At 69.8% G+C, this 18,834-nt stretch carries 23 protein-coding genes; 16 read left to right on the forward strand and 7 right to left on the reverse strand.

Annotation, left to right across the window (positions count from 1 at the left end):
- Position 1: 1 nt before the first annotated feature.
- Positions 2-685, reverse strand: a complete 684-nt coding sequence (locus AB0878_RS34095) for a class I SAM-dependent methyltransferase (protein ID WP_366584318.1) — start codon at positions 683-685, stop codon at positions 2-4.
- 96 nt (positions 686-781) lie between these two features.
- Between AB0878_RS34095 and AB0878_RS34100 the strand changes: the two genes are divergently transcribed.
- On the forward strand, positions 782-1,528 hold the full coding sequence (locus AB0878_RS34100) for a transporter substrate-binding domain-containing protein (protein ID WP_366584319.1): 747 nt from the start codon (positions 782-784) through the stop codon (positions 1,526-1,528).
- Positions 1,529-1,603: 75 nt separating this feature from the next.
- Here the strand turns inward: AB0878_RS34100 and AB0878_RS34105 are convergent, their stop codons facing one another.
- The 3 genes from AB0878_RS34105 to AB0878_RS34115 form a co-directional block, all read right to left on the reverse strand.
- The gene (locus AB0878_RS34105; protein ID WP_366584320.1) at positions 1,604-2,473 is read right to left on the reverse strand and encodes an SAM-dependent methyltransferase; all 870 of its coding nucleotides are present in this window, start codon (positions 2,471-2,473) and stop codon (positions 1,604-1,606) included.
- Positions 2,474-2,593: 120 nt separating this feature from the next.
- On the reverse strand, positions 2,594-3,724 hold the full coding sequence (locus AB0878_RS34110; RefSeq protein WP_366584321.1) for an LLM class flavin-dependent oxidoreductase: 1,131 nt from the start codon (positions 3,722-3,724) through the stop codon (positions 2,594-2,596).
- A gap of 63 nt (positions 3,725-3,787) precedes the next feature.
- A complete protein-coding gene (locus AB0878_RS34115) occupies positions 3,788-4,234 on the reverse strand; it encodes a MarR family transcriptional regulator (protein ID WP_366584322.1) in 447 nt (148 codons plus the stop codon).
- 109 nt (positions 4,235-4,343) lie between these two features.
- Here AB0878_RS34115 and AB0878_RS34120 point away from each other — a divergent pair, with 109 nt between their 5' ends.
- The 4 genes from AB0878_RS34120 to AB0878_RS34135 are packed head-to-tail and all read left to right on the forward strand — an operon-like array spanning position 4,344 to position 7,506.
- A complete protein-coding gene (locus AB0878_RS34120; protein WP_366584323.1) occupies positions 4,344-4,973 on the forward strand; it encodes an NADPH-dependent F420 reductase in 630 nt (209 codons plus the stop codon).
- A gap of 14 nt (positions 4,974-4,987) precedes the next feature.
- Positions 4,988-6,124 carry a luciferase family protein gene (locus tag AB0878_RS34125; protein WP_366584324.1) on the forward strand — a complete coding sequence of 379 codons (1,137 nt, stop codon included), beginning with the start codon at positions 4,988-4,990 and terminating at the stop codon, positions 6,122-6,124.
- A 2-nt stretch (positions 6,125-6,126) separates the two neighbouring features.
- Positions 6,127-6,723, forward strand: coding sequence for an ester cyclase (locus AB0878_RS34130; protein ID WP_366584325.1), 597 nt, complete (start codon positions 6,127-6,129; stop codon positions 6,721-6,723).
- A gap of 12 nt (positions 6,724-6,735) precedes the next feature.
- Positions 6,736-7,506, forward strand: a complete 771-nt coding sequence (locus AB0878_RS34135; RefSeq protein WP_366584326.1) for an SDR family oxidoreductase — start codon at positions 6,736-6,738, stop codon at positions 7,504-7,506.
- Between the two features lie 18 nt (positions 7,507-7,524).
- Here AB0878_RS34135 and AB0878_RS34140 read toward each other — a convergent pair whose 3' ends face one another.
- The gene (locus AB0878_RS34140; RefSeq protein WP_366584327.1) at positions 7,525-8,031 is read right to left on the reverse strand and encodes a RidA family protein; all 507 of its coding nucleotides are present in this window, start codon (positions 8,029-8,031) and stop codon (positions 7,525-7,527) included.
- A gap of 172 nt (positions 8,032-8,203) precedes the next feature.
- Here AB0878_RS34140 and AB0878_RS34145 point away from each other — a divergent pair, with 172 nt between their 5' ends.
- Positions 8,204-8,992: an IclR family transcriptional regulator gene (locus AB0878_RS34145; protein ID WP_366584328.1), complete on the forward strand. Its 789-nt coding sequence runs from the start codon at positions 8,204-8,206 to the stop codon at positions 8,990-8,992.
- Here AB0878_RS34145 and AB0878_RS34150 read toward each other — a convergent pair.
- Positions 8,985-9,431 (reverse strand): fumarylacetoacetate hydrolase family protein, encoded by a 447-nt coding sequence (locus AB0878_RS34150; RefSeq protein WP_366584329.1) that lies wholly within the window; start codon positions 9,429-9,431, stop codon positions 8,985-8,987. The two genes, AB0878_RS34145 and AB0878_RS34150, sit on opposite strands and share 8 nt — an antisense overlap.
- On the reverse strand, positions 9,428-9,685 hold the full coding sequence (locus AB0878_RS34155) for a hypothetical protein (RefSeq protein WP_366584330.1): 258 nt from the start codon (positions 9,683-9,685) through the stop codon (positions 9,428-9,430). The genes AB0878_RS34150 and AB0878_RS34155 overlap by 4 nt, the downstream gene beginning before the upstream one ends.
- A 220-nt stretch (positions 9,686-9,905) precedes the next feature.
- On the opposite strand from AB0878_RS34155, the gene AB0878_RS34160 reads away from it, so the two are divergent.
- The 10 genes from AB0878_RS34160 (at position 9,906) to catA (ending at position 18,833) form a co-directional block, all read left to right on the forward strand.
- Positions 9,906-11,138 carry an FAD-dependent oxidoreductase gene (locus tag AB0878_RS34160; protein ID WP_366584331.1) on the forward strand — a complete coding sequence of 411 codons (1,233 nt, stop codon included), beginning with the start codon at positions 9,906-9,908 and terminating at the stop codon, positions 11,136-11,138.
- A gap of 28 nt (positions 11,139-11,166) precedes the next feature.
- The gene (locus AB0878_RS34165; RefSeq protein ID WP_366584332.1) at positions 11,167-12,060 is read left to right on the forward strand and encodes a LysR family transcriptional regulator; all 894 of its coding nucleotides are present in this window, start codon (positions 11,167-11,169) and stop codon (positions 12,058-12,060) included.
- A gap of 132 nt (positions 12,061-12,192) precedes the next feature.
- Positions 12,193-12,600: a hypothetical protein gene (locus tag AB0878_RS34170; protein ID WP_366584333.1), complete on the forward strand. Its 408-nt coding sequence runs from the start codon at positions 12,193-12,195 to the stop codon at positions 12,598-12,600.
- A gap of 15 nt (positions 12,601-12,615) precedes the next feature.
- Positions 12,616-13,632: a phenol 2-monooxygenase gene (locus tag AB0878_RS34175; RefSeq protein WP_366584334.1), complete on the forward strand. Its 1,017-nt coding sequence runs from the start codon at positions 12,616-12,618 to the stop codon at positions 13,630-13,632.
- Entirely contained in the window at positions 13,629-13,913 is a 285-nt protein-coding gene (locus AB0878_RS34180; RefSeq protein WP_220244472.1) for an MmoB/DmpM family protein, read from the forward strand. Before AB0878_RS34175 ends, AB0878_RS34180 begins: the two co-directional genes overlap by 4 nt.
- Before the next feature lie 3 nt (positions 13,914-13,916).
- Positions 13,917-15,443, forward strand: coding sequence for a YHS domain-containing protein (locus tag AB0878_RS34185; protein ID WP_366584335.1), 1,527 nt, complete (start codon positions 13,917-13,919; stop codon positions 15,441-15,443).
- A gap of 1 nt (position 15,444) precedes the next feature.
- Positions 15,445-15,765, forward strand: coding sequence for a phenol hydroxylase subunit P4 (locus tag AB0878_RS34190; RefSeq protein WP_366584336.1), 321 nt, complete (start codon positions 15,445-15,447; stop codon positions 15,763-15,765).
- A 14-nt stretch (positions 15,766-15,779) separates the two neighbouring features.
- Positions 15,780-16,835: a 2Fe-2S iron-sulfur cluster-binding protein gene (locus tag AB0878_RS34195; protein ID WP_366584337.1), complete on the forward strand. Its 1,056-nt coding sequence runs from the start codon at positions 15,780-15,782 to the stop codon at positions 16,833-16,835.
- Between the two features lie 24 nt (positions 16,836-16,859).
- Positions 16,860-17,960 (forward strand): enolase C-terminal domain-like protein, encoded by a 1,101-nt coding sequence (locus AB0878_RS34200; protein ID WP_366584338.1) that lies wholly within the window; start codon positions 16,860-16,862, stop codon positions 17,958-17,960.
- A 27-nt stretch (positions 17,961-17,987) separates the two neighbouring features.
- Positions 17,988-18,833, forward strand: coding sequence for a catechol 1,2-dioxygenase (gene catA, locus AB0878_RS34205; RefSeq protein ID WP_366584339.1), 846 nt, complete (start codon positions 17,988-17,990; stop codon positions 18,831-18,833).
- Position 18,834 lies beyond the last annotated feature (1 nt).

The following is an 18,834-nucleotide window of genomic DNA, read 5'->3' on the forward strand; positions in this document are numbered from 1 at the left end:
ATCATGCCGACCCGGCTGCTCCGCCGTCGATCGGAAATCTGGCCCGCACCGATAACACGATCGGCAGCGGCTCCCCACCCTCACTGAACCGTTCGAGCCCGAACCCCGCGTCCACCAATGCGTTGAGCAGCTCCGGCAACGGCCAGTGCGCCGCGCCCACCTTGTCCCGGATCCCTTGGTCCGTCCAGGAATCCTTCGTCCAGTGGCGCTCGCGGTAGCCCGCCCGGATCACCGCCGCGGCCGGGTCGCTTCGGTCCGCGAAGCTGCCGCAGAAACACGGGTGCACCCCGACGTGCACGAATACCCCACCCGGCCGCAGCACCCGCGCAACCTCGTGCAGCACGGCCGGGTACGCCGGCATGTCGGTGTGCACCATGACAGCGACGACCGCGTCCACGCTGCTGTCCCGCATCGGCAACCGCTGCGCGTCCGCGCGGGCGACGGGCATCCGCTCGCGCCCGTACCGCAGCATCCCGGCCGACAAGTCGACCCCGACGGGTGTCCACCCGAGCTCGCGCAGCACGCCCGCGTGAACCCCCGTGCCGCACCCGACCTCGAGGCACGCGCCCGAGCCTTCCCCGAGCAGCTCCCGCAGTGCGGCCGAGATCCCGAGCGGATCCGACTGCTGCGCGCCCAGGAACTGTCCCTCGTACCAGTCCGCGATCTCGTCGTACGCCGTCCTCACCCGCACCAGTGGACCGCTCGCGCCGCCGCGCCCGCCACCGTTTCCGCTCGAAGCGAATTACGATCTTGACCGAGCGCGAGCAACGAGGAGGTCTCCGTGCCCATCCCGACCCGCATCGCTGTCGTCGCCTTGGCCGCAGCGGTCCTCGCGACCAGCTGCTCCGCGAACACCCCGGCCCCACTCAAGGTCTGCACCACCGGCGACTACCAGCCTCTCACCTACCGCGACCCCGCCACCGGCCGCTACTCCGGCATCGACGTCGACATGGCCCGCGACCTCGCCACCCACCTCGGCCGCGCGGTCACCTTCGTCCCCACGACGTGGTCGACGTTGATGCACGACCTTCCGACGTGCGACATCGCCATGGGCGGCATCTCCGTCACCCCGGCCCGAGAGCAGCAGGCCGACTTCACCGCGCCCTACCTCGCCAACGGCAAAACGCCCCTCACCACCACCGCCCGCGCCGCGGATTTCCAGACCGTCGCCCAGATCAACACCCGCGGCACCCGCGTCCTCGAGGACACCGGCGGCACCAACATCGCCTTCGCGAAGCAGCGCCTGCCCAACGCCACCCTCATCGTCTCCCCGGACAACACGCAGTGCTTCGCCCAGCTCCTCACCGGCCACGCCGACGTGATGATCACCGACGCCATCGAGGCCGAATACCAGGCCCGCAAGAACCCCGGCCTCGTCGCCGTGCACCCCGCCCAGCCCTTCACGTCGGACCACAAGGCCTACCTGCTCCCGAAGAACAGCCCCCTTACCGCGCGGGTGAATGAGTGGCTCAAAGCCGCGCTGCACGATGGGACCTTCGCGCGGTTCTACCGGCAAGCGTTCAGCTGAGAAATCCTCGGGAGTCCGAGTAAGTGGCCGGTCGACGAAGGGTTGTTCCGGGCGTCGCCCGGAAACCCTCCTCGGTCACGAGTCCTTCTCACCAAAGGTGAACCGCGACTGAAGGATCGGCCCCGGAATCGACGGATCCGGCCCCCGGCCGTAGCGCATGCTGAAGACATCCACCGGCGACGTCGTGACGGTCCACCCGGACGAACGAAGAGCACCAGGCGTATCCGGCCTGGGATCCGGATCGAACAGGCTCCCCAAGTGCGACCCGGTTTCCGAGGTGCTCGTGTCGAAGAGCGTGTGGTCGCGGAGGGAGTCCTGGCCGGGGAGGGTTTCCAGGCCGACGCGGCTGCCGGGGGCCGACAGGGTGTTGAGGGTGGTGATGAGGGTGGTCTCGACCGGGGCGGGGAGGTAGAGGAGGAGGCCTTCGGCGATCCACGTCGTGGGGACGGCGGGGTCGAAGCCCGCGGCCAGGAGGACCGAGGGCCAGTCGTCCGCGAGGTCGGCCGTGAGGAGGTGGTGGGGCACAGGCGAAAGAGCGCCCAAGGAGTCCAGGACTTTCGTCTTGAAGGCGAGGACGTCGGGGCGGTCGATCTCGTAGCAGGTCGCCGACGGGGGCAGAGTCAGGCGCAGCGCGCGGGTGTCCAGGCCGGCGCCGAGGATGACGAGTTGCGGGGTGTGCGGGGCGGAGTCGACCAGGAAGTCGTCGAAGGTGCGGGCGCGGACGGCGAAGAAGCGGCCCAGGTGGCCCCAGAAGGGGTCGGCGTCGCCGAGCGGGACGTCGGAGATGCGGGTGGGCAGGGCGACGGGGGAGCTGGCCGAGCGGACGAAGTGCTCGGCGTACTCGTCGCGCAGCAGGCTGTGCGGGTGGTGGGTTTCGATGGCGCGCGCGGCCGCGACCATGAGGGCGGTGGAGCTGACGCCCGCCGCGAGATCTGAGTCCGACACCTGCTGAACACCTTTCGGCCGGGAAGTCGGCGCTCACGGTACCGGCAAGCCCGCCCGAACCGGATACCTCCATCGGGGTGATCAAGTTCCGCGTCCTGCCTGGCCGGACAGGAAAAAAACTCAGCGGCCGTCGATGGTGGCGGCGGCGTCGGGGACCTGCTTGCCCGCGAAGGCGGGGCGGGCGCCGTACGGGTCGGCGTCTGTCCACAGTGTCGTGGGGACTTCCTTGCGCACCACGGGGATCACCTCGGCGGCGAAGCGCTCCAGCATCTCGAGCTGCTGCTCGTGCGGCAGCATCGTGGGCAGGCTGAACGACTGGAGGTCGTGGCCGAACGCGGCGTGGAAGTACAGGATCTTGTCGATGATCTGCTGCGGGCTGCCGACCAGCACGGGACCTTCGGCGATGGCGTGGTCGATGTCGCGGAACACCATCTCGTTGCCCGGCGTGTGGTTGCCCGGCTTGTTGAAGAACTCGACCATCTTCTCGTACACCGGGCCGAAGTGCTCGCGAGCGTCCTGTGTGGAATCGGCCAGGTACAGGAAACCCGCGCCGGCGCCGACGAAGGCGTAGCGGGGGTCGTGGCCGTGGCGGTCGTACTCGGCGCGGTAGTGGTCGATGAGGACCTTGTAGTTGTCGCGCGGCTGGATGGCGTTGGCGCTGAACAGCGGGTCGCCCCACTTCCCGGCGAGTTCGGCGGACGTCAGCGTGGTCGCTGAGCCGTGCCAGACGCGGGGTGCGCCCGCGTACGGGCGCGGCAGGGTGGTGACCCCGTCGAGCGCGCCGCGGAACTTTCCTTCCCACGTCACGTTTTCCTCGCGCCACAGGCGACGGAGCAGCTCGTACTTCTCCGCCAGCTGGTCCCACTGCTGCCCGGGCTCGACGCCGAACATCGGCAGCTGCCGGGCCTCGTTGCCCTTGCCGATCACGATCTCGACGCGGCCGCGGGAGAGCTGGTCGATCGTCGCGAAGTCCTCGGCGATGCGCACCGGGTCCGAAATGGACAGCACGGTGACGCCGGTCTGGATCCGGACCCGGCTCGTGGTCGCGGCGATCGCGCCGAGCAGCACGGTCACGCCGGCCGAGAGGAACGGGCCCGCGTGCCGCTCGCCGAGCGCCACCGCGTCGAAGCCGACCTGCTCGGCGCGCTGCGTGGTGTTCAACGCCTGCGCATACCGGTCGGACGTGCTGACGATTCGGCCGGTGACCGGGTTCTGCAGGTGCGGCAGGATGTCGAGGAGCTGGAATCGCACGGACGTCTCCAAGCGCTGGCAGTTGAACGTTCAGTCAAACGCTACGCCGCCGGACTTGAACCTTCAAGCAATCTCAAAACCGCGCCGGACGCGGTCCAGCAGCCCGTCGAGCGTGTCCAGATCGGCCTCGGAAAACGCGGCGAACGCGGTGCGCAGGTTGCGCGCGTGCACGGTCGCGGCCTGGTCAAGCACCTTGCGCCCGGCGTCGGTGATGGCCGCGTAGGCCACCCGGCGGTCGGTCGGGCACGGGCGGCGCTCGACGTAGCCGGCCGCCTCGATGCGGTCGATCAGCCGCGTGATGCCGCCTGTGGTGAGCGCCACTTCATTCGCGAGCGCGCTCATCGTCAGCTGCCCGCCCTCCGAGCGGGCGAGCCGGATCAGCACCTCGAACCACGTGTGCTGCAGCCCGGTCTCGGCCTGCATGGCGGGACCGAGCCGGCGCTCCAGCTGGCTGCTGGCCTCGACCAGCCTGCCGAACGTCGTGATCAAGCGGTCGTCGATCGGGTCCATGCCGCCAGTGTACGCGGAAAAGGTTGACGCGTCAGCTATTGCATCGGAAGGCATCTTGTGGTTACCGTGTCAGTATCTGAACTGTCAGATATTGAAGGAGCAGATAATCATGCGGATCGCCATCATCGGAGCCGGCAACGTCGGCTCGGCTCTCAGCAAGGCCGCCGTCGACGCCGGGCACGCGGTGACCCTGACCGCGACCAGCCCCGAGAAGGCAGCCGAGGTCGCCGCCGAGACGGGCGCGCGGGCCGCGGCGAGCAACCTCGAGGCGGTGGCCGACGCCGACGTCGTGGTGCTGGCCGTGCCGGGCACCGCCGTCGGCGCCGTCGCCCAGGAGATCGCGCCCGCCGTGCGCGGCAAGGTCGTGGTCGACGCCACCAACCCGCTCAACGCGACCTTCACCGACCTCGACATCGAAGAGACCGCCGCCGTGCAGACGCTGCAGCGCCTGGTCGCCGACGCCGCCGTGGTCAAGGCCTTCAACACCATCTTCGCCGGCCGCCTCGGCACCCCCACCGAGAGCGGCCACCGGCTCGACGCCTTCTACGCCGGCGACGACACCGACGCCAAGAAGGTGGTCGCGGAGCTGCTCACCTCGCTCGGTTTCCGCCCGATCGACGCCGGTGGCCTGCGCATGGCCCGCGCGCTGGAGGAGATGGCGTTCCTCAACATCGCCCTCAACGCCGGCAACAACTGGCCCTGGCAGTCCGGCTGGGCGCTGCTCGGCCCGACCGTCTGAACGCCGGCACTCCGATGAACGAGCCGGTCGTCGAGACCCGGGGTGACGAGGGACCGCTGGTCGTGCTGCTGCACGGCCGCGGCTCGCGCGAGACCGAGATCATCGGGCTCGCCGACGCGTTGCCGAGCGGATTCCGTTACGCAGCAGTGCGAGCACCGATCGCGGAAGGCGGCGGCTTCGCCTGGTTCGCCAACCGCGGCATCGGCCGTCCGACGCCGGAGTCGCTGCGCACCACCATGGACTGGTTCCGCACCTGGCTCGACCGGCAACGCGGGCCCGTGCTGCTGATCGGGTTCAGCGGCGGGGCCGCGTTCGCCGGCGGCCTGATCCTGGCCGATCCGGACCGGTTCGCCGGCGCCGCGATCCTCTACGGGACCTTGCCGTTCGACGCGGGCGTGCCGACCGATCCGGCGCGCCTGGCGGGGCTGCCCGTGTTCCTCGCGCACGGGGAGCACGACCAGGTCATCCCGCGTGACCTGCAGGACCGCACCTGGCGCTACCTCATCGCCGAGTCCGGAGCGCCCACCATCGCGCGGCGCGACCCGGTGGGCCACGGCATCGCACCCGACGCGCTGGCCTCCCTCGGCGGCTGGCTCGCCGAGCGCGCGGACTTCCTCAGGCGGCGCCGGGTGCCCGGACTCCAGCCGGCACGGTGGGCCGCACTCGAAACGCTCCCGCTGCGCGCGGGAAAGCGGCCGGACGTCAGCGTCACCATTCCCCAGCAGCAGCTCACCGGCAACGCCCCGGCCGAGCTGCAGGAAAAGCTGTTCGCCCGCGTCGCCGCGCTGCCCGGGGTGCACAGCACGCAGTCGGCCATCTCCGTGCCGGGCGCGCGCGGGTTCATGGTCGCGGACGGGCAGGCGGGGCCGGCCGACGCGTTCCTCGTGCCGCGGGCCGGTGAGTTCGCTCACCTGCACCCGCGCACCGACGGTTCCCTGCACGTCGCCCTGCCGGTTTCCCTTGCCGCGCAAGCGATCGAACGCGGCTGGGCCGTCGCGCATCCGCTCGCCGGGATCCGGCTCACGCCGGGCATGGTCCTCGTCTACGGGCCTCGCGACGAGGCCGAACTCGACGTCGTCACCGCCATCGTCTCCACCAGCCACGCCTGGGCGACCGGGCGCGAACTCCCCCTGCCAGCCGAAAGAGAGTAGTCATGGATCGCCGTACCGCACTCAAAGGCGGCGCCGCCGCCGCGTTCGGTGCCTTCGCCCTCACCGCCGTCGCCAGTGGGAACGTGGCCGAGGCCGCCGGGCAGCCGCTGCTGCCGGACCCGGCCGCGCACCCCGTGCCCAACCCGCCGTACCCGCGCAACCTCACGCACGACGAGCGCATGCACCTGGAGACGTTCGACGAGCTCGACTTCGACGTGTTCTCCCACGCCGACTGGGAGCGCCTCGGCGAGAGCCACGCGCGCAACATCCGCGTGCACTGGCCCGACGGGCACTACACCGACGGCATCGACCAGCACATCGCCGACCTCGCCGCGATGTTCGTCTGGGCGCCCGACACGCGCATCCACTCGCATCCCTTGCGCGTGGCCAAAAACGAGCTCACCGCCGTCACCGGCGTCATGCAGGGCACCTTCACTCGCCCGATGCCCGACGGCAAGGGCGGCTTCATCAAGCCGACCGGCCGCAAGTACGCGATCAACATGGCCACCGTCGGCATCTGGAACCGCCGCGGCACCATGGACGAGGAATTCCTGTTCTGGGACAACCAGACCTTCAACCAGCAGCTCGGCCTGGCCTGATCGGAGACCTTCGTGAAGCTCGACTTCAACGGCCGGACCGCGCTGGTCACCGGGTCGACGTCCGGGATCGGCGCGGCCACGGCGGCCGCACTCGCCGCCGCAGGCGCCGACGTGGTGGTCAACGGCCGCAACGCCGACCGCGTCGACGAGGTCGCCAAACGCCTTGGCGCACGCGGGATCGCGGCCGACGTCGGCACGGCCGAGGGCGTGGCGTCCCTCGTCGAACAGCTGCCCGACGTGGACGTGCTCGTGAACAACGCGGGCTACTTCGCGCCGGTACCGGTGTTCGAGATCCCCGACGCCGACTGGCTGCGGATCTACGAGGTCAACGTGCTCTCGGGCGTGCGCCTGGCCCGGCACTACACACCGCGGATGGTCGCGCGCGGCTGGGGCCGGGTGATCTTCGTCAGCAGCGAGTCGGCGATCCAGAACCCGACCGAGATGGTCCACTACGGCATGACGAAAACCGCCCAGCTGGCGATTTCCCGTGGCATGGCCCAGGAAGTGGCGGGCGCGGGCGTCACCGTGAACAGTGTCCTGCCCGGACCGACGCTGACCGAAGGCGTGCGCGAGTTCGTGCAGGGTCTGTACCCGGACCTCGACTTCGCCGGCGCGGAGCGGCAGTTCATGACGAACGAGCGGCCGACGTCGCTGCTCGGCCGGCTGATCCGTCCCGAGGAAGTGGCGAACATGATCACCTACGTCGCCTCCGACCAAGCCGCGGCGACGACCGGTGGCGCGCTGCGGGTCGACGGTGGCGTGGTCACCGCCATCATCCCGTGACCGCGTGGAGCCCGCCGGTCAGCGGCCGGCGGGCTCCACGACCGCGATCATGTCCACCTCGACGGCGATTCCCTTGGGCAACGCCTTCGCGCCGACGACCGAGCGGGGATGGCGCCCGACGTCGCCGAAGACCTCGACCAGCAGGTCGGACGCGCCGTTGAGGACCTGCGCGACACCGGTGAAGTCGTCGGTGCACGAGACGTAGCCGACGACCTTCGCGATGCCGCGCACCCGGTCGAGGCTGCCGAGCGTCTGCCGCAGCTGGGCCAGCAGGTGCAGCATGCATTCGCGCGCGGCCGCGTAGCCGTCTTCGGCCGTGAGGGTGTCGCCCACCCGGCCGAACCAGTCCTCGGAGCCCTGCCCGGCGAGGTGGACGAGGGACCCTTCCTGGTACGCGCCGACGTAGTTGCCGGCGGCCGGCCGCAGCACGGGCAAGGTCAGACCGGTGGCTCGCAACCGTTCTTCCGGCGTCGCACCAGGCACGCGCGGGCTCCTCTCGGGGGACATCCGGAACACGCTGGACATCCTCGGCACGCTAGAGGTCGCGCCGGCGGAACGCAGCCGAAGCGTCCGGTCAGGCCGGACTCCTTCTGCCGCACCGGAAGCGCAATTCTCGCGTCCGGTACAGCCGGACGGAGGATCGCGGATCTCGCCCCGGCAGGCGTATTTTCCGCATCGGGGGCGAACGGAGGCAATCATGGTCGTCGCGTCGAAAGGGAACGCGTCCGTCGCGAAGGCGATGGTCGTGCTCAACGCGTTCACCCCCGTTCAGCCGACCCTCAGCGTGCGGCAGCTCGCCGAACGCACGCAGCTCCCGCGCAGCACCACGCACTCGTTGTGCCTGGCCCTGTGCGAGGCCGGGATGCTCGAACAGGTGCCGCGGCGCGGGTACCGGCTCGGCGCCGCGCTGGTCGGGCTCGGCGGGCAGGTGATCGACCGGACCGGCCTGGCCACCGCGTCGGAAGGCCTGTTGCGGCGGCTGCCGCTGGGCACGTGGCAGGAAACGCACCTGGCGCAGTTCGTCGACGGCTGGGTCGTGTACCTCGACCGCATCACCGGCCGGCAGCCGCGACCGATGCGCAACCGCGTCGGCCTGCGTGCGCCCGCGCACCGCACCGGCTGTGGCAAGGCCGCGCTCAGCGTGCTGGAACCCGAGGCGGTGCGGCGGCTCGTCACGCTCACCTGCGACGCGGAACGGTTGCCCGCGCCCGATTTCACCGAGCTGGCCGCCGTGCTGACGGCGGCGCGGCGCGACGGGTTCGTCGTCAGCCAGTCGTTCCAGCGCGGCACGACCTCGGTCGCCGCCGCGATCACCGACCTCACCGGTACCCCGGTCGGCGCCGTCTCCATCGCCGGGTTGAGCGAGACGTTCACCCGCAAAGCCGTGGCCGAGGCCGCCCACCACGTCACCGAGGCGAGCCTCGCCATCAGCCACCGCATCGCCGACCGGCTCGGCACCTTCCGGGCGACGGCGACACTCACGTAACCCGTTCCACGACGTTCTCGTGGAAACCGATCTCGTGGATCTCCGTTTCGAGCACGCAACCTTCGCTGAGCAACAACGGAACCTCGTCGTGTCCGGCCGCGACGACGTCACCCGGCTCGAGTCGCACGCGCTGCGCAACGCGGTGGACCAACGCGGCGAAGTCCAGGTCGCCCGTGTCGGTCTTCTGCACCGGCCGGCCGTCGACGAAGCTGTGCAAGGCCAGCCGGGGCCGCAGGCCGCCCGGCAGCTCGTCGGGGGTCACCAGCGCCGGCCCGAGTGACAACCACCCCACGGTGACCTCGTTCAGGATCGAGAACCCCGCGATGGTGCCGAGCCGCCCGATGACCACCGCGAGCTCGGCTTTCCACGTGGCCGCCACGGATTCCTGAGTCAGCGCGATCGCGTCTCGCGGCCCGGCGAACGACTCCGGCCGGGTCACGCGGAAAGACGCCGCGCCAGGTCGACCCGGACCACCTTCCCCGGGCGGGTCAGCAACGGTGCCCGGTCGCAGAACATCACCTCGTGCACCCGTCGTGCCGGGGCGACCGGCCATTGTGGATCAGCCAGTGGATCAACCAGTGGATCAAGCAGCAGGGCGCCGATGTCCGGGTACGGCAGCTCGGCGAGCGTGCCGTCGCCTTCGGCCCGCGCCGCGCGCGTGCCGCCTCTCGTGCGGATCGTGGTCAGTTTCATGCCGAGCCTCCTGGAAGGTTCGAGCGGATGACGTCCGGGCTGGTGGGACATCGGGGTGGCGAGATTCGGACGGCGAAGGTATGGATTCGTCGTTCCCGTTTATCAGTGGGCGTCCGGGCTCGCGGAACCTTGACAGTCTATATCCAGATTCGTAGGGTTCGACGTCACTGGCCGCTGACCGACGGTGGTCGACACGGTGTCGTGCAGGAGGAGAATCCGGATGGCAAGGATCCTGATCGTAGGCGGCGGCTTCGCCGGGGTGTGGAGCGCCGCGAGTGCCGTGAAGCTCCGCCAGGAACGCGGACTGTCCGAAAAGGACCTTCAGGTCACCGTCGTGAACGCCGGTGACGACATGGTGATCCGGCCGCGGCTCTACGAGGCGGATCCCGACCGCATGCGCGTGCCGCTCGACCGGGTGCTCGGGCCGATCGGCGTGCGCCGCGTCGCCGGCACCGTGGTCGGCATCGACACCGGCGCGCGCACCGCCGAGGCGGTCCGCCGCGACGGGACCACCGCCACGCTGGGCTACGACCGCCTCGTGCTCGCCTCGGGCAGCCAGGTCGTCCGCCCCACGTTTCCCGGCGCCGAGCACCTCTTCGACATCGACACCCTCGCCGGCGCGGCGACGCTCGACTCACACTTGCGCCGGCTGCCCGACCGCGAAGCGGGGCCCGGCCGGTTCACCGCCGTGGTCGTCGGCGCCGGGTTCACCGGGTTGGAGATCGCGACCGAGCTCGTCGGGCGGCTGAAGGAGCTGGCCGACGACGCCAGGGTGGTGCTCGTTGAGCGGCTCGACGCCGTCGGGCCGGAGCTGGGCGAGGGCCCGCGGCCGGCGATCAAGAAGGCATTGGCCGACCTCGGCGTCGAGGTCCGGCTCGGCGTCAGCCTGGAGGAGCTGACCCACGACGAGCTGCGCCTGTCCGACGGCACGGTGATCCCGGCGTCGACGGTCGTGTGGACGGCCGGAATGACGGCCAGCCCGCTCACGTCGTTCATCGCGGCGGAGAAGGACCACCTCGGCCGCCTGGACGTGGACGAGTACCTGCGCGTTCGCGGCGTGCCGGACGTCTACGCGGCCGGCGACACGGCTGCCGCGGTGTCGCCCGCCGAGGGCCGCGTGGTGATGCAGAGCTGCCAGCACGCCCTGCCCCAGGGCAAGTTCGCGGGCCACAACGTGGCCGCGGACCTGCTGGACGAGGCCCTGGTCCGGTTCGAGCCTGCGCCGTACGTCACCTGTCTCTCGCTGGGGCCGGCCGGTGCGGTCGTCACGTCGGGCTGGGACCGCGACGTGCAGATGACCGAGCACATCGCGAAGGACCTGAAGCACACGATCAACGAGCAGTGGATCTACCCTCCGGTCGACGACCCGGCAGAATTGCTGAACCAGGCGGGTCCGCAGTCGGCCTGGCCGGAGTACGAGCCGGCTGGAACAGTGGAGTCGCTGGCGGTGTGAACCGAGGTGGGTCGGAGGTGAGGTCCGGATGGAGCTGCGGCACCTGCGGTACTTCGTCGCCGTCGCCGAGGAGTGCCACTTCGGCCGGGCCGCCGACCGGCTGCACATCGCCCAGCCCGCGCTGTCGCACCAGATCAAGCAGCTCGAGGCCGAGCTCGGCGTCGAACTGCTGACGCGCACCACGCGCAAGGTGCAGCTCACGCCGGCCGGCGAGCGGTACCTCGACCGGGCCCGTGGGGTGCTCGCCTCGGTGGACGCCGCGGGCGTCGAGGCCGGGCGGGTCTCCCGCGGTGACGTCGGCCGGGTGGCCATCGGCTTCACCGGCTCGGCCACCTACGAGCTGCTGCCCTCGCTCGCGCGGGTGCTGCGCCGCGACTTCCCGGGCATCGAGCTGGACCTCAAGGGCGAGATGCTGACCCCCGACCAGGTGACGGCGCTGGTGGAGGAGACCCTCGACATCGGTTTCCTCCGCCCGCCCGTCCGCGAGCCGGGGCTGGTCGTGCAGGTGCTGCGCCGCGAGCCGCTGATCGCGGTGCTGCCCGCCAGCCACCCGCTCACCGAGCGGGACACCGTGCGGCTCGCGGACCTGCGCGACGAGCCCTTCATCTGCTACCCCTCGCGCCACCGTTCGGTGGTCTACGACGCCGTGTTCGACGCGTGCCAGCAGGCCGGTTTCGTGCCGTCCGTGGTGCAGGAAGTCGGCGAGACGTCCACTTTGGTCTCGTTCGTGGCCGGTGGGCTGGGCGTCGCGCTGGTGCCCGCGTCCGTGCGGCACCTGCAGATCACCGGTTCGCAGTACCGGCCGCTGGCGGGCACCACCCGTGAGGTCCAGCTGGCCGCCGCGACGCGCGCGGACGACCTCTCGCCGCACGTCGCCAAGGTGCTCTCTCGCGCGCACTCGCTGCTCGGCGGTCCGCGCTGAGCCAGCGCGATTGATAAGCCGCATCTATCGATCGTGAAGTTGTAAGTATTTCTCATTTCCGAATCCGTCGGAAACAATCGGGAAATGCCAGGTATTCCCTGGTCGAGGTTTTCCCGGACTCAAGGAGGAGCCGTGACCCCGTTCATGCTGGCTGTCCAGTCGTTGCTGGACGGGGAGGAAGCCCCCGTGCCGGCCACCGAACCGGCCGCCCCGAGATCGGTGGCCGTGGCCACCGACGAGCAGGTGATCATCCGTTCCCTCGCCGAGCAGCTGGTGTGCGAAGCCAACGCGATCCTCCGCGAGCACGGGCCGGTGTTCAGCCTCGTCGACGACAGCGCCGACGGCGAACTCGCTTTCACCGTGGGCTTTTCCGACCGCAGCGCGCGCATCCGCACCGCGATGTCCGGCCGGGAAGCGACCGTGCAGCTCGTGATCGCCGGTGAACCCGACGACGCTCCGCGGCGCCTGGCCGGCGACGAGGAGCTCCGGGCGCTGCTGCTGAGCCTGCTGACGCCGGCCCCCCTCCCCGCCCACCACTGACCTGGAAGAGGACTGATGCAATACGAACTGCGGTATCAGGTCATCGAGCCGAAGAGGCAGACCTACCAGAACGTGATCGACCGGTTCGGCGACCAGCCGGCCAGCCGCTACCTCGAGGCGACGCTCGACGTCGAGCCGCGCGAGAACTTCCACTACCGGCCCACGTGGGACCAGCACCGTGCGCTCTACGACGCGGACTACACCGCACTGAAACTCAAGGATCCTTACAGCTACACGGATCCGCGCCAGTTCTACTACACGCCGTACGTCACGAACCGCGCGAACCTGCACGACGAGTTCACCAAGCAGATGGCGTACCTCGAGGAGCGCGAGCTGCTGGCGAAGCTGCCCACGGCGTGGCGCACGGTGCTCACCACGGCCATCCTTCCCCTGCGCCATTACGAATCCGGCGCGCAGATGGTGAGCGTCGGCGGTGCGCGGTTCGCGTACGGCACCTCCCTGGAGCAGTGCTGCACCTACGCGGCGTTCGACCGCATCGGCAACGCGCAGATGCTCTCCCGCGTCGGCATCGCGCTGGGCGCGGGCACCGGTGACCTGCTGCAGGTCGCCAAGCGCGAGTGGCTCGACAGCGAGCACCTGCAGCCGCTGCGCCGCTTCACCGAGGAAGCCATGGTCACGCCCGACTGGGCCGAGGGGCTGGTCGCCATCGACCTCGTCGACTCGCTCGTCTACCCGGTGCTCTACCGAGAGCTGGACGAGATCGCGCTCACCACCGGCGCCGGCGCGTACAGCCTGTTCACGCAGTACCTGCACACCTGGTTCAAGGACCAGCGCAAGTGGCTCGACGCGCTGATCAAGGCGTGGGCCGACGACGAGGAGCACGGCGCGGAGAACCGCGAGCACCTGTCCCGCATCGTCGCGACGTGGAACCCGCTCGCGCACGAAGCGGCCACGGAGCTGGCCCGCGTCGTCGACCACCAGCTGCCCGACGCCGGCACGGTCGCCGCGCTCGCGCGCACCACGGCCGCCGCCGAGCAGCGCTGGGCCAAGGTCACCGGGGGTGCGGCGTGAGCGACACCCTGCGCCAGGTCGGCATCGACATCCAGGAGTCCGAAGAGAACCGCGGCCTCGTCGCCGCCATCCGGGCCGACAACCCGGAGCTGACCGTCCGCCACCTGCCGGGCCTGGTGAAGATCCAGGCCGCGGGCCAGATCGTGATCAACCGGGAGTCGGTGGAGCGCGAGCTCGGGCGGGAGTGGGAGACCGGCGAGTTCCAGCTGGCCATCGTCTCGTTCGCCGGGAACCTCTCCGAGTGGGACGACGACCGGATCATCGTGAAGTGGGAGCACTAGGACATGACTCAGACCGCACCGCGCCGCAAGCTGCCGCTCAAGGAGCGCTACGCGCTGCTCACCCGTGACCTCGACTGGGACCCGAGCTACGTCACCAAGGAACAGCTCTTCCCCTACACCAGCTACGAGGGCATCAAGGTCCACGACTGGGACGGCTGGGAAGACCCGTTCCGCCTCACCGTGGACGCCTACTACAAGTATCAGGCCGAAAAGGACAAGCGGCTCTACGCCGTGCTCGACGGGTTCGCGCAGAGCCAGGGCCACCTCGGTCTCGCGGACGCCAGCTACCTCAACGCCATCAAGCTGTTCATCCAGGGCGTGACGCCGCTGGAGTACGCCGCGCACCGCCACTTCGCTTATCTCGCGCGGTATCTCGAAGGTCCGGCGCCGCGGTTCGCCGCGCTGTGCCAGAGCGTGGACGAGCTGCGCCACTGCCAGACCCAGATCCACACGATCAGCAACTACAACAAGTACTACGGCGGCTTCCACAGCTGGTCGAAGATGCACGACCGCGTGTGGTACCTGTCGGTGCCGAAGTCGCTGTTCGACGACGCCATGACGGCCGGGCCGTTCGAGTTCCTGATCTCGATCTCGTTCAGCTTCGAGTACCTGCTCACCAACCTGCTGTTCGTGCCGTTCATGAGTGGCGCGAGCTTCAACGGTGACATGCCGACGATGTCGTTCGGGTTCTCGGCGCAGTCCGACGAAAGCCGGCACATGACGCTCGGCCTGGAGGCCATCAAGTTCCTGCTGGAGCAGGACGAGGGCAACGTGCCGATCATCCAGGACTGGATCGACAAGTGGTTCTGGCGCGCGTACCGCATGTCCGCGCTGGTCGCCGGGATGATGGACTACATGCTGCCGAAGCCGGTGATGAGCTGGAAGGAGGCGTTCGAGCTCTACTTCGAGGACCAGATGCTCGGTGGCCTCTTCCCGGACCTGGAGTTCTACGGCATCCGCCCGCCGCGCCACGTGCAGGACGCGATCGCGGAGAAGGACAAGCTGTCGCACGAGGTCTACAAGGTGCTGCACAACTTCTCCTTCGCTGCTTCGTTCACCACGCAGGCGCCGAACGAGCAGCACATGAAGTGGCTGGCCGAGCAGTACCCGGAGACGTTCGACCAGCACTACCGGCCCGTGTGGGAGAAGCACCACCGCATCGAGGCCAACGGTGGCCGGATGTTCTTCCAGGGCCTGCCCCAGCTGTGCCAGGTCTGCCAGATCCCCATGGTGTTCACCGAGAAGGACGACCCGGCCAAGACCTCCTTCCGCTCCAGCGAGTTCCGCGGCGAGCAGTTCCACACCTGCAGCGACGGGTGCCAGTGGATCTTCGAGCGCGAGCCGGAGAAGTTCGTGCAGGCGTGGCTGCCCGTGCACCAGATCTACCAGGGCAACTGCGGTGGCCCGTCGGTGCCGGAAGTCCTGGAGTGGTACGGGATCCAGGAAGGCGACAACGGGGAGTACAAGGGCTCGCTCGACCACAAGTCGTGGATCGGCTGGCACAACGGCGACGTGGAACAGGGAGTCTGACATGGCGGTGAAAGCTCTTTACGACTACGACTTCCCGTCGGCCGACCGCGCCGAGCTCTTCGGCGACGACCAGCTGGTCTACGTGCACTGGGAAGGCAACCCGCTGTTCTGCTCGGCTGCGTGCTTCCGCGTGCCGAAGGCCTTGGGCTTCGGCGAGTTCGTGGAGACGGTCGTCGGCCCCTGGGCCGCGTCGGACCCGGACTTCGACCCGGCGGCGGTGCGTGACTGGCGGGTGAACGGCCGGCCACTCGACGGCTCCGCCGACACCTCGCTCACCGAACTCGGCATCGGCCACAAGGCGCTGCTGCAGTTCGCCGCCTGAACGGAGAATTCGTCTTGACGACGCACACCATCCGCGTGGAACCGATCGGTGCCGAGATCCAGTGCCGGGAGGACCAGACCGTGCTCGACGCGTGCCTGCGCGAGGGCATCTGGCTGCCGCACGCGTGCACCCACGGCACGTGCGGCACCTGCAAGGCCCAGATCCTCGACGGTGAGGTCGACCTGGGCGACGCGTCGCCGTACGCGTTGCTGGAGAGCGAACGCGACGAGGGCGCCGCGTTGATCTGCGTGGCCCAGCCGCGCGGCGACGTGGTGCTCGAGGGTGAAGTCGACATGGACGAGGGCGTCGGTGTCCACCCGGTGCGCGACTTCCGCGCCCGGGTGGACAGCCTCGAGGAGATCGCGCCCGACGTCCGTCGGCTGGTGCTCGCCCTCGAGGAACCGATGAAGTTCAACCCCGGGCAGTACGTGCTGCTCGACGTGCCCGGCGGGCACCAGCGGCCGTACTCGATCGCCAGCACGCCGTCGAACGGGTCGCTGATCGAGCTGCACCTGAAGCGCTCGGAAAACGGGATCGCGACCGACGGCTGGGTCTTCGCCGGCCTGAAGGTCGGCGACGAGGTGACGCTGTCCGGTCCCTACGGGCGGTTCTCGTTCCGTCCACTTCGGACTCAGCCGATCCTGCTGCTGGGCTCGGGCACGGGACTGGCGCCGCTGAAGGCGATGATCCGCCACATCGACGAGGACGGTGGCGGCGAGTACCAGGTCACGCTGTACCACGGCGTGGCCACCAAGGACGATCTGTACGACCGGGAGTACTTCGAGGAGCTCGAAGCGCGCGCGGACTGGTTCACCTACCGGCCGGCGCTCTCGCGCGACGACTGGAACGGCCGGTCGGGGCGGGTCCCGGCACTGCTGGCCGAGGACTACCCCCGGGCGGGCGGGAACGTCGCCTACATCTGCGGCAGCCCCGACATGGTGTCGGACACCATGAAGGCGCTGATGAAGGCGCGGTTGTTCCCCCGGGACATCTACCGCGAGGACTTCTTCGACTCCGCCGACCGCGCCGCGGGCACCCACGTGGTGCGCAGTCCGCTGATCAGGCGCTGATCCGGCCCCTGTGAAAGGATCGCGATGAAAGTCACCGAAATCGAGGCGATCCCGTTCGCCATCCCGTACCGCAAACCGCTGCGGTTCGCGAGTGGCGAGGTGGACACGGCCGCGCACATCCTCGTGCGGGTGCACACCGACGAGGGCCTGGTGGGGACCGCCGAAGCCCCGCCCCGGCCGTTCACCTACGGCGAGACCCAGGGCTCGATCAAGGCCGTCATCGACTCGGTTTTCGCACCGCAGCTGCTGGGGATGTCGCCGCTGGCCCGCGAGGCCGTGCACGCCAAACTCGACCGCACGGTGGGGAACCCGGCCGCCAAGAGCGCGATCGACATGGCGCTGTGGGACCTCATCGGACAGAGCCTCGGCGTGTCCGTGACCGAGCTGCTCGGCGGCTACACCGACCGCATGCGCGTGTGCCACATGGTCGGGTTCGCGCAGCCGGGCGAGATGGTCGACGAGGCCGAGCGCGTGCGCGACCTCTACGGCATCACGACGTTCAAGGTGAAGGTGGGCCGCAAGCCGTTCCGCCTCGACGTGGACGTCTGCCGGGCGCTGCGGGCCGGGCTCGGCGAGGACGTCGAGCTCTACATCGACGGCAACCGCGGCTGGACGGCCTCAGAGTCGGCCGCCGCGTTGCGGGCGCTGGAGGACGTCGGGCTGCTGTTCGCCGAGGAGCTGTGCCCGGCCGACGACGTGCTCGGCCGCCGCTGGCTCGCCACGCAGAGCCGGATCCCGCTCTACGCCGACGAAAGCGCCACCCGGCCGGGCGAGGTCACCCGCGAGCTGCTGGCCGGCGCGGCCCACGGCGTGAGCATCAAGACGGCGCGCACCGGCTTCACGTACTCGCAGCGGGTGCTCAGCCAGTGCTCCGGGCTCGGCGTCGAGGTCGTGCTCGGCAACCAGATCGACGGGCAGATCGGCTCGCTGTGCGCGGCGACGTTCGGGGCCGCGTTCGAGCTCACCTCACGGCGGGCGGGTGAGCTGTCGAACTTCCTCGACATGACCGACGACCTGCTCACCGAACCACTGCGCATCGAGCACGGTGAGCTGCGTGTGCCGCAGGGCCACGGCCTCGGCATCCAGCTCGACGAGGACAAGCTCGCGCGCTACCGCCAGGACTGATTCCCACCACGAAGAGAGGTATTTGCCATGACTGAAGTCGTTTCGCCCACAGCCGCAGCTTCGGGTGCGTCGGCGACCGAGCGTTTCCAGGAGCGGGCCAAGGGTTCTGCCTCGGCGGACGCCGCCCGCGTGGACGCGATCGCGACGGACGCGCTGGCCGCGCTGCACGAGGTCGTCCGCAAGCACCAGCTGACCTACGACGAGTACAACGCCTTCAAGGCGTGGCTGATCCGGGTCGGCGAAGACGGTGAGTGGCCGCTGTTCCTCGACGTGTTCATCGAGCACGAGGTGGAGAAGGTCGCGAACGCCAGCCGCGAAGGGACCGCCGGGAGCATCGAAGGTCCGTACTACGTGGAGGGTGCTCCGGAGTTCGGCGCGGAGGGCACGCTGCCGATGCGCGAAGGCGAGGGCGGGCAGCCGCTGCGCTTCTTCGGCCAGGCGCGCTCGGTGTCGGGTGAACCGCTCGCGGGCGCCGTCGTGGACTTCTGGCAGGCCGACGACGACGGCCTGTACTCACAGTTCGCGCCCGGCATTCCCGAGTGGAACCTGCGCGGCCGCTTCACCACGGGTGCCGACGGCAACTTCGCGATCCACACGATCCACCCGGCGCCGTACCAGATCCCGACCGACGGCGCGACGGGCGCGTTGATCGCCGCCGCCGGCTGGCACGCGTGGCGCCCGGCGCACCTGCACATCAAGGTGTCCGCGCCGGGCCACCAGCTGATCACGACGCAGCTGTACTTCTCCGGCGGCGAACACGTCGGCGACGACATCGCCACGGCGGTGAAGGACGCGCTGATCCTTTCGCCGACCGCGGCTTCGTCGGGCGCCGGCGAAGAGGTCCGGTACGACTTCGTGCTCGACCCCGCCTGAG

Origin of the sequence: Amycolatopsis sp. NPDC047767 (assembly GCF_040704195.1) — a bacterium.
Lineage (GTDB): Bacteria > Actinomycetota > Actinomycetes > Mycobacteriales > Pseudonocardiaceae > Amycolatopsis.

Bases quoted from the DNA above. Each gene is read 5' to 3' on its own strand.
- AB0878_RS34190 (WP_366584336.1), top strand. From the start codon at position 15,445: ATGGCGGTGAAAGCTCTTTACGACTACGACTTCCCGTCGGCCGACCGC.
- AB0878_RS34115 (WP_366584322.1), bottom strand. From the start codon at position 4,234: ATGGACCCGATCGACGACCGCTTGATCACGACGTTCGGCAGGCTGGTC.
- AB0878_RS34155 (WP_366584330.1), bottom strand. From the start codon at position 9,685: ATGAAACTGACCACGATCCGCACGAGAGGCGGCACGCGCGCGGCGCGG.
- AB0878_RS34165 (WP_366584332.1), top strand. From the start codon at position 11,167: ATGGAGCTGCGGCACCTGCGGTACTTCGTCGCCGTCGCCGAGGAGTGC.
- AB0878_RS34140 (WP_366584327.1), bottom strand. From the start codon at position 8,031: ATGTCCAGCGTGTTCCGGATGTCCCCCGAGAGGAGCCCGCGCGTGCCT.
- AB0878_RS34145 (WP_366584328.1), top strand. From the start codon at position 8,204: ATGGTCGTCGCGTCGAAAGGGAACGCGTCCGTCGCGAAGGCGATGGTC.
- AB0878_RS34175 (WP_366584334.1), top strand. From the start codon at position 12,616: ATGCAATACGAACTGCGGTATCAGGTCATCGAGCCGAAGAGGCAGACC.
- AB0878_RS34125 (WP_366584324.1), top strand. From the start codon at position 4,988: ATGAACGAGCCGGTCGTCGAGACCCGGGGTGACGAGGGACCGCTGGTC.
- AB0878_RS34185 (WP_366584335.1), top strand. From the start codon at position 13,917: ATGACTCAGACCGCACCGCGCCGCAAGCTGCCGCTCAAGGAGCGCTAC.
- catA (WP_366584339.1), top strand. From the start codon at position 17,988: ATGACTGAAGTCGTTTCGCCCACAGCCGCAGCTTCGGGTGCGTCGGCG.
- AB0878_RS34160 (WP_366584331.1), top strand. From the start codon at position 9,906: ATGGCAAGGATCCTGATCGTAGGCGGCGGCTTCGCCGGGGTGTGGAGC.
- AB0878_RS34120 (WP_366584323.1), top strand. From the start codon at position 4,344: ATGCGGATCGCCATCATCGGAGCCGGCAACGTCGGCTCGGCTCTCAGC.
- AB0878_RS34130 (WP_366584325.1), top strand. From the start codon at position 6,127: ATGGATCGCCGTACCGCACTCAAAGGCGGCGCCGCCGCCGCGTTCGGT.
- AB0878_RS34200 (WP_366584338.1), top strand. From the start codon at position 16,860: ATGAAAGTCACCGAAATCGAGGCGATCCCGTTCGCCATCCCGTACCGC.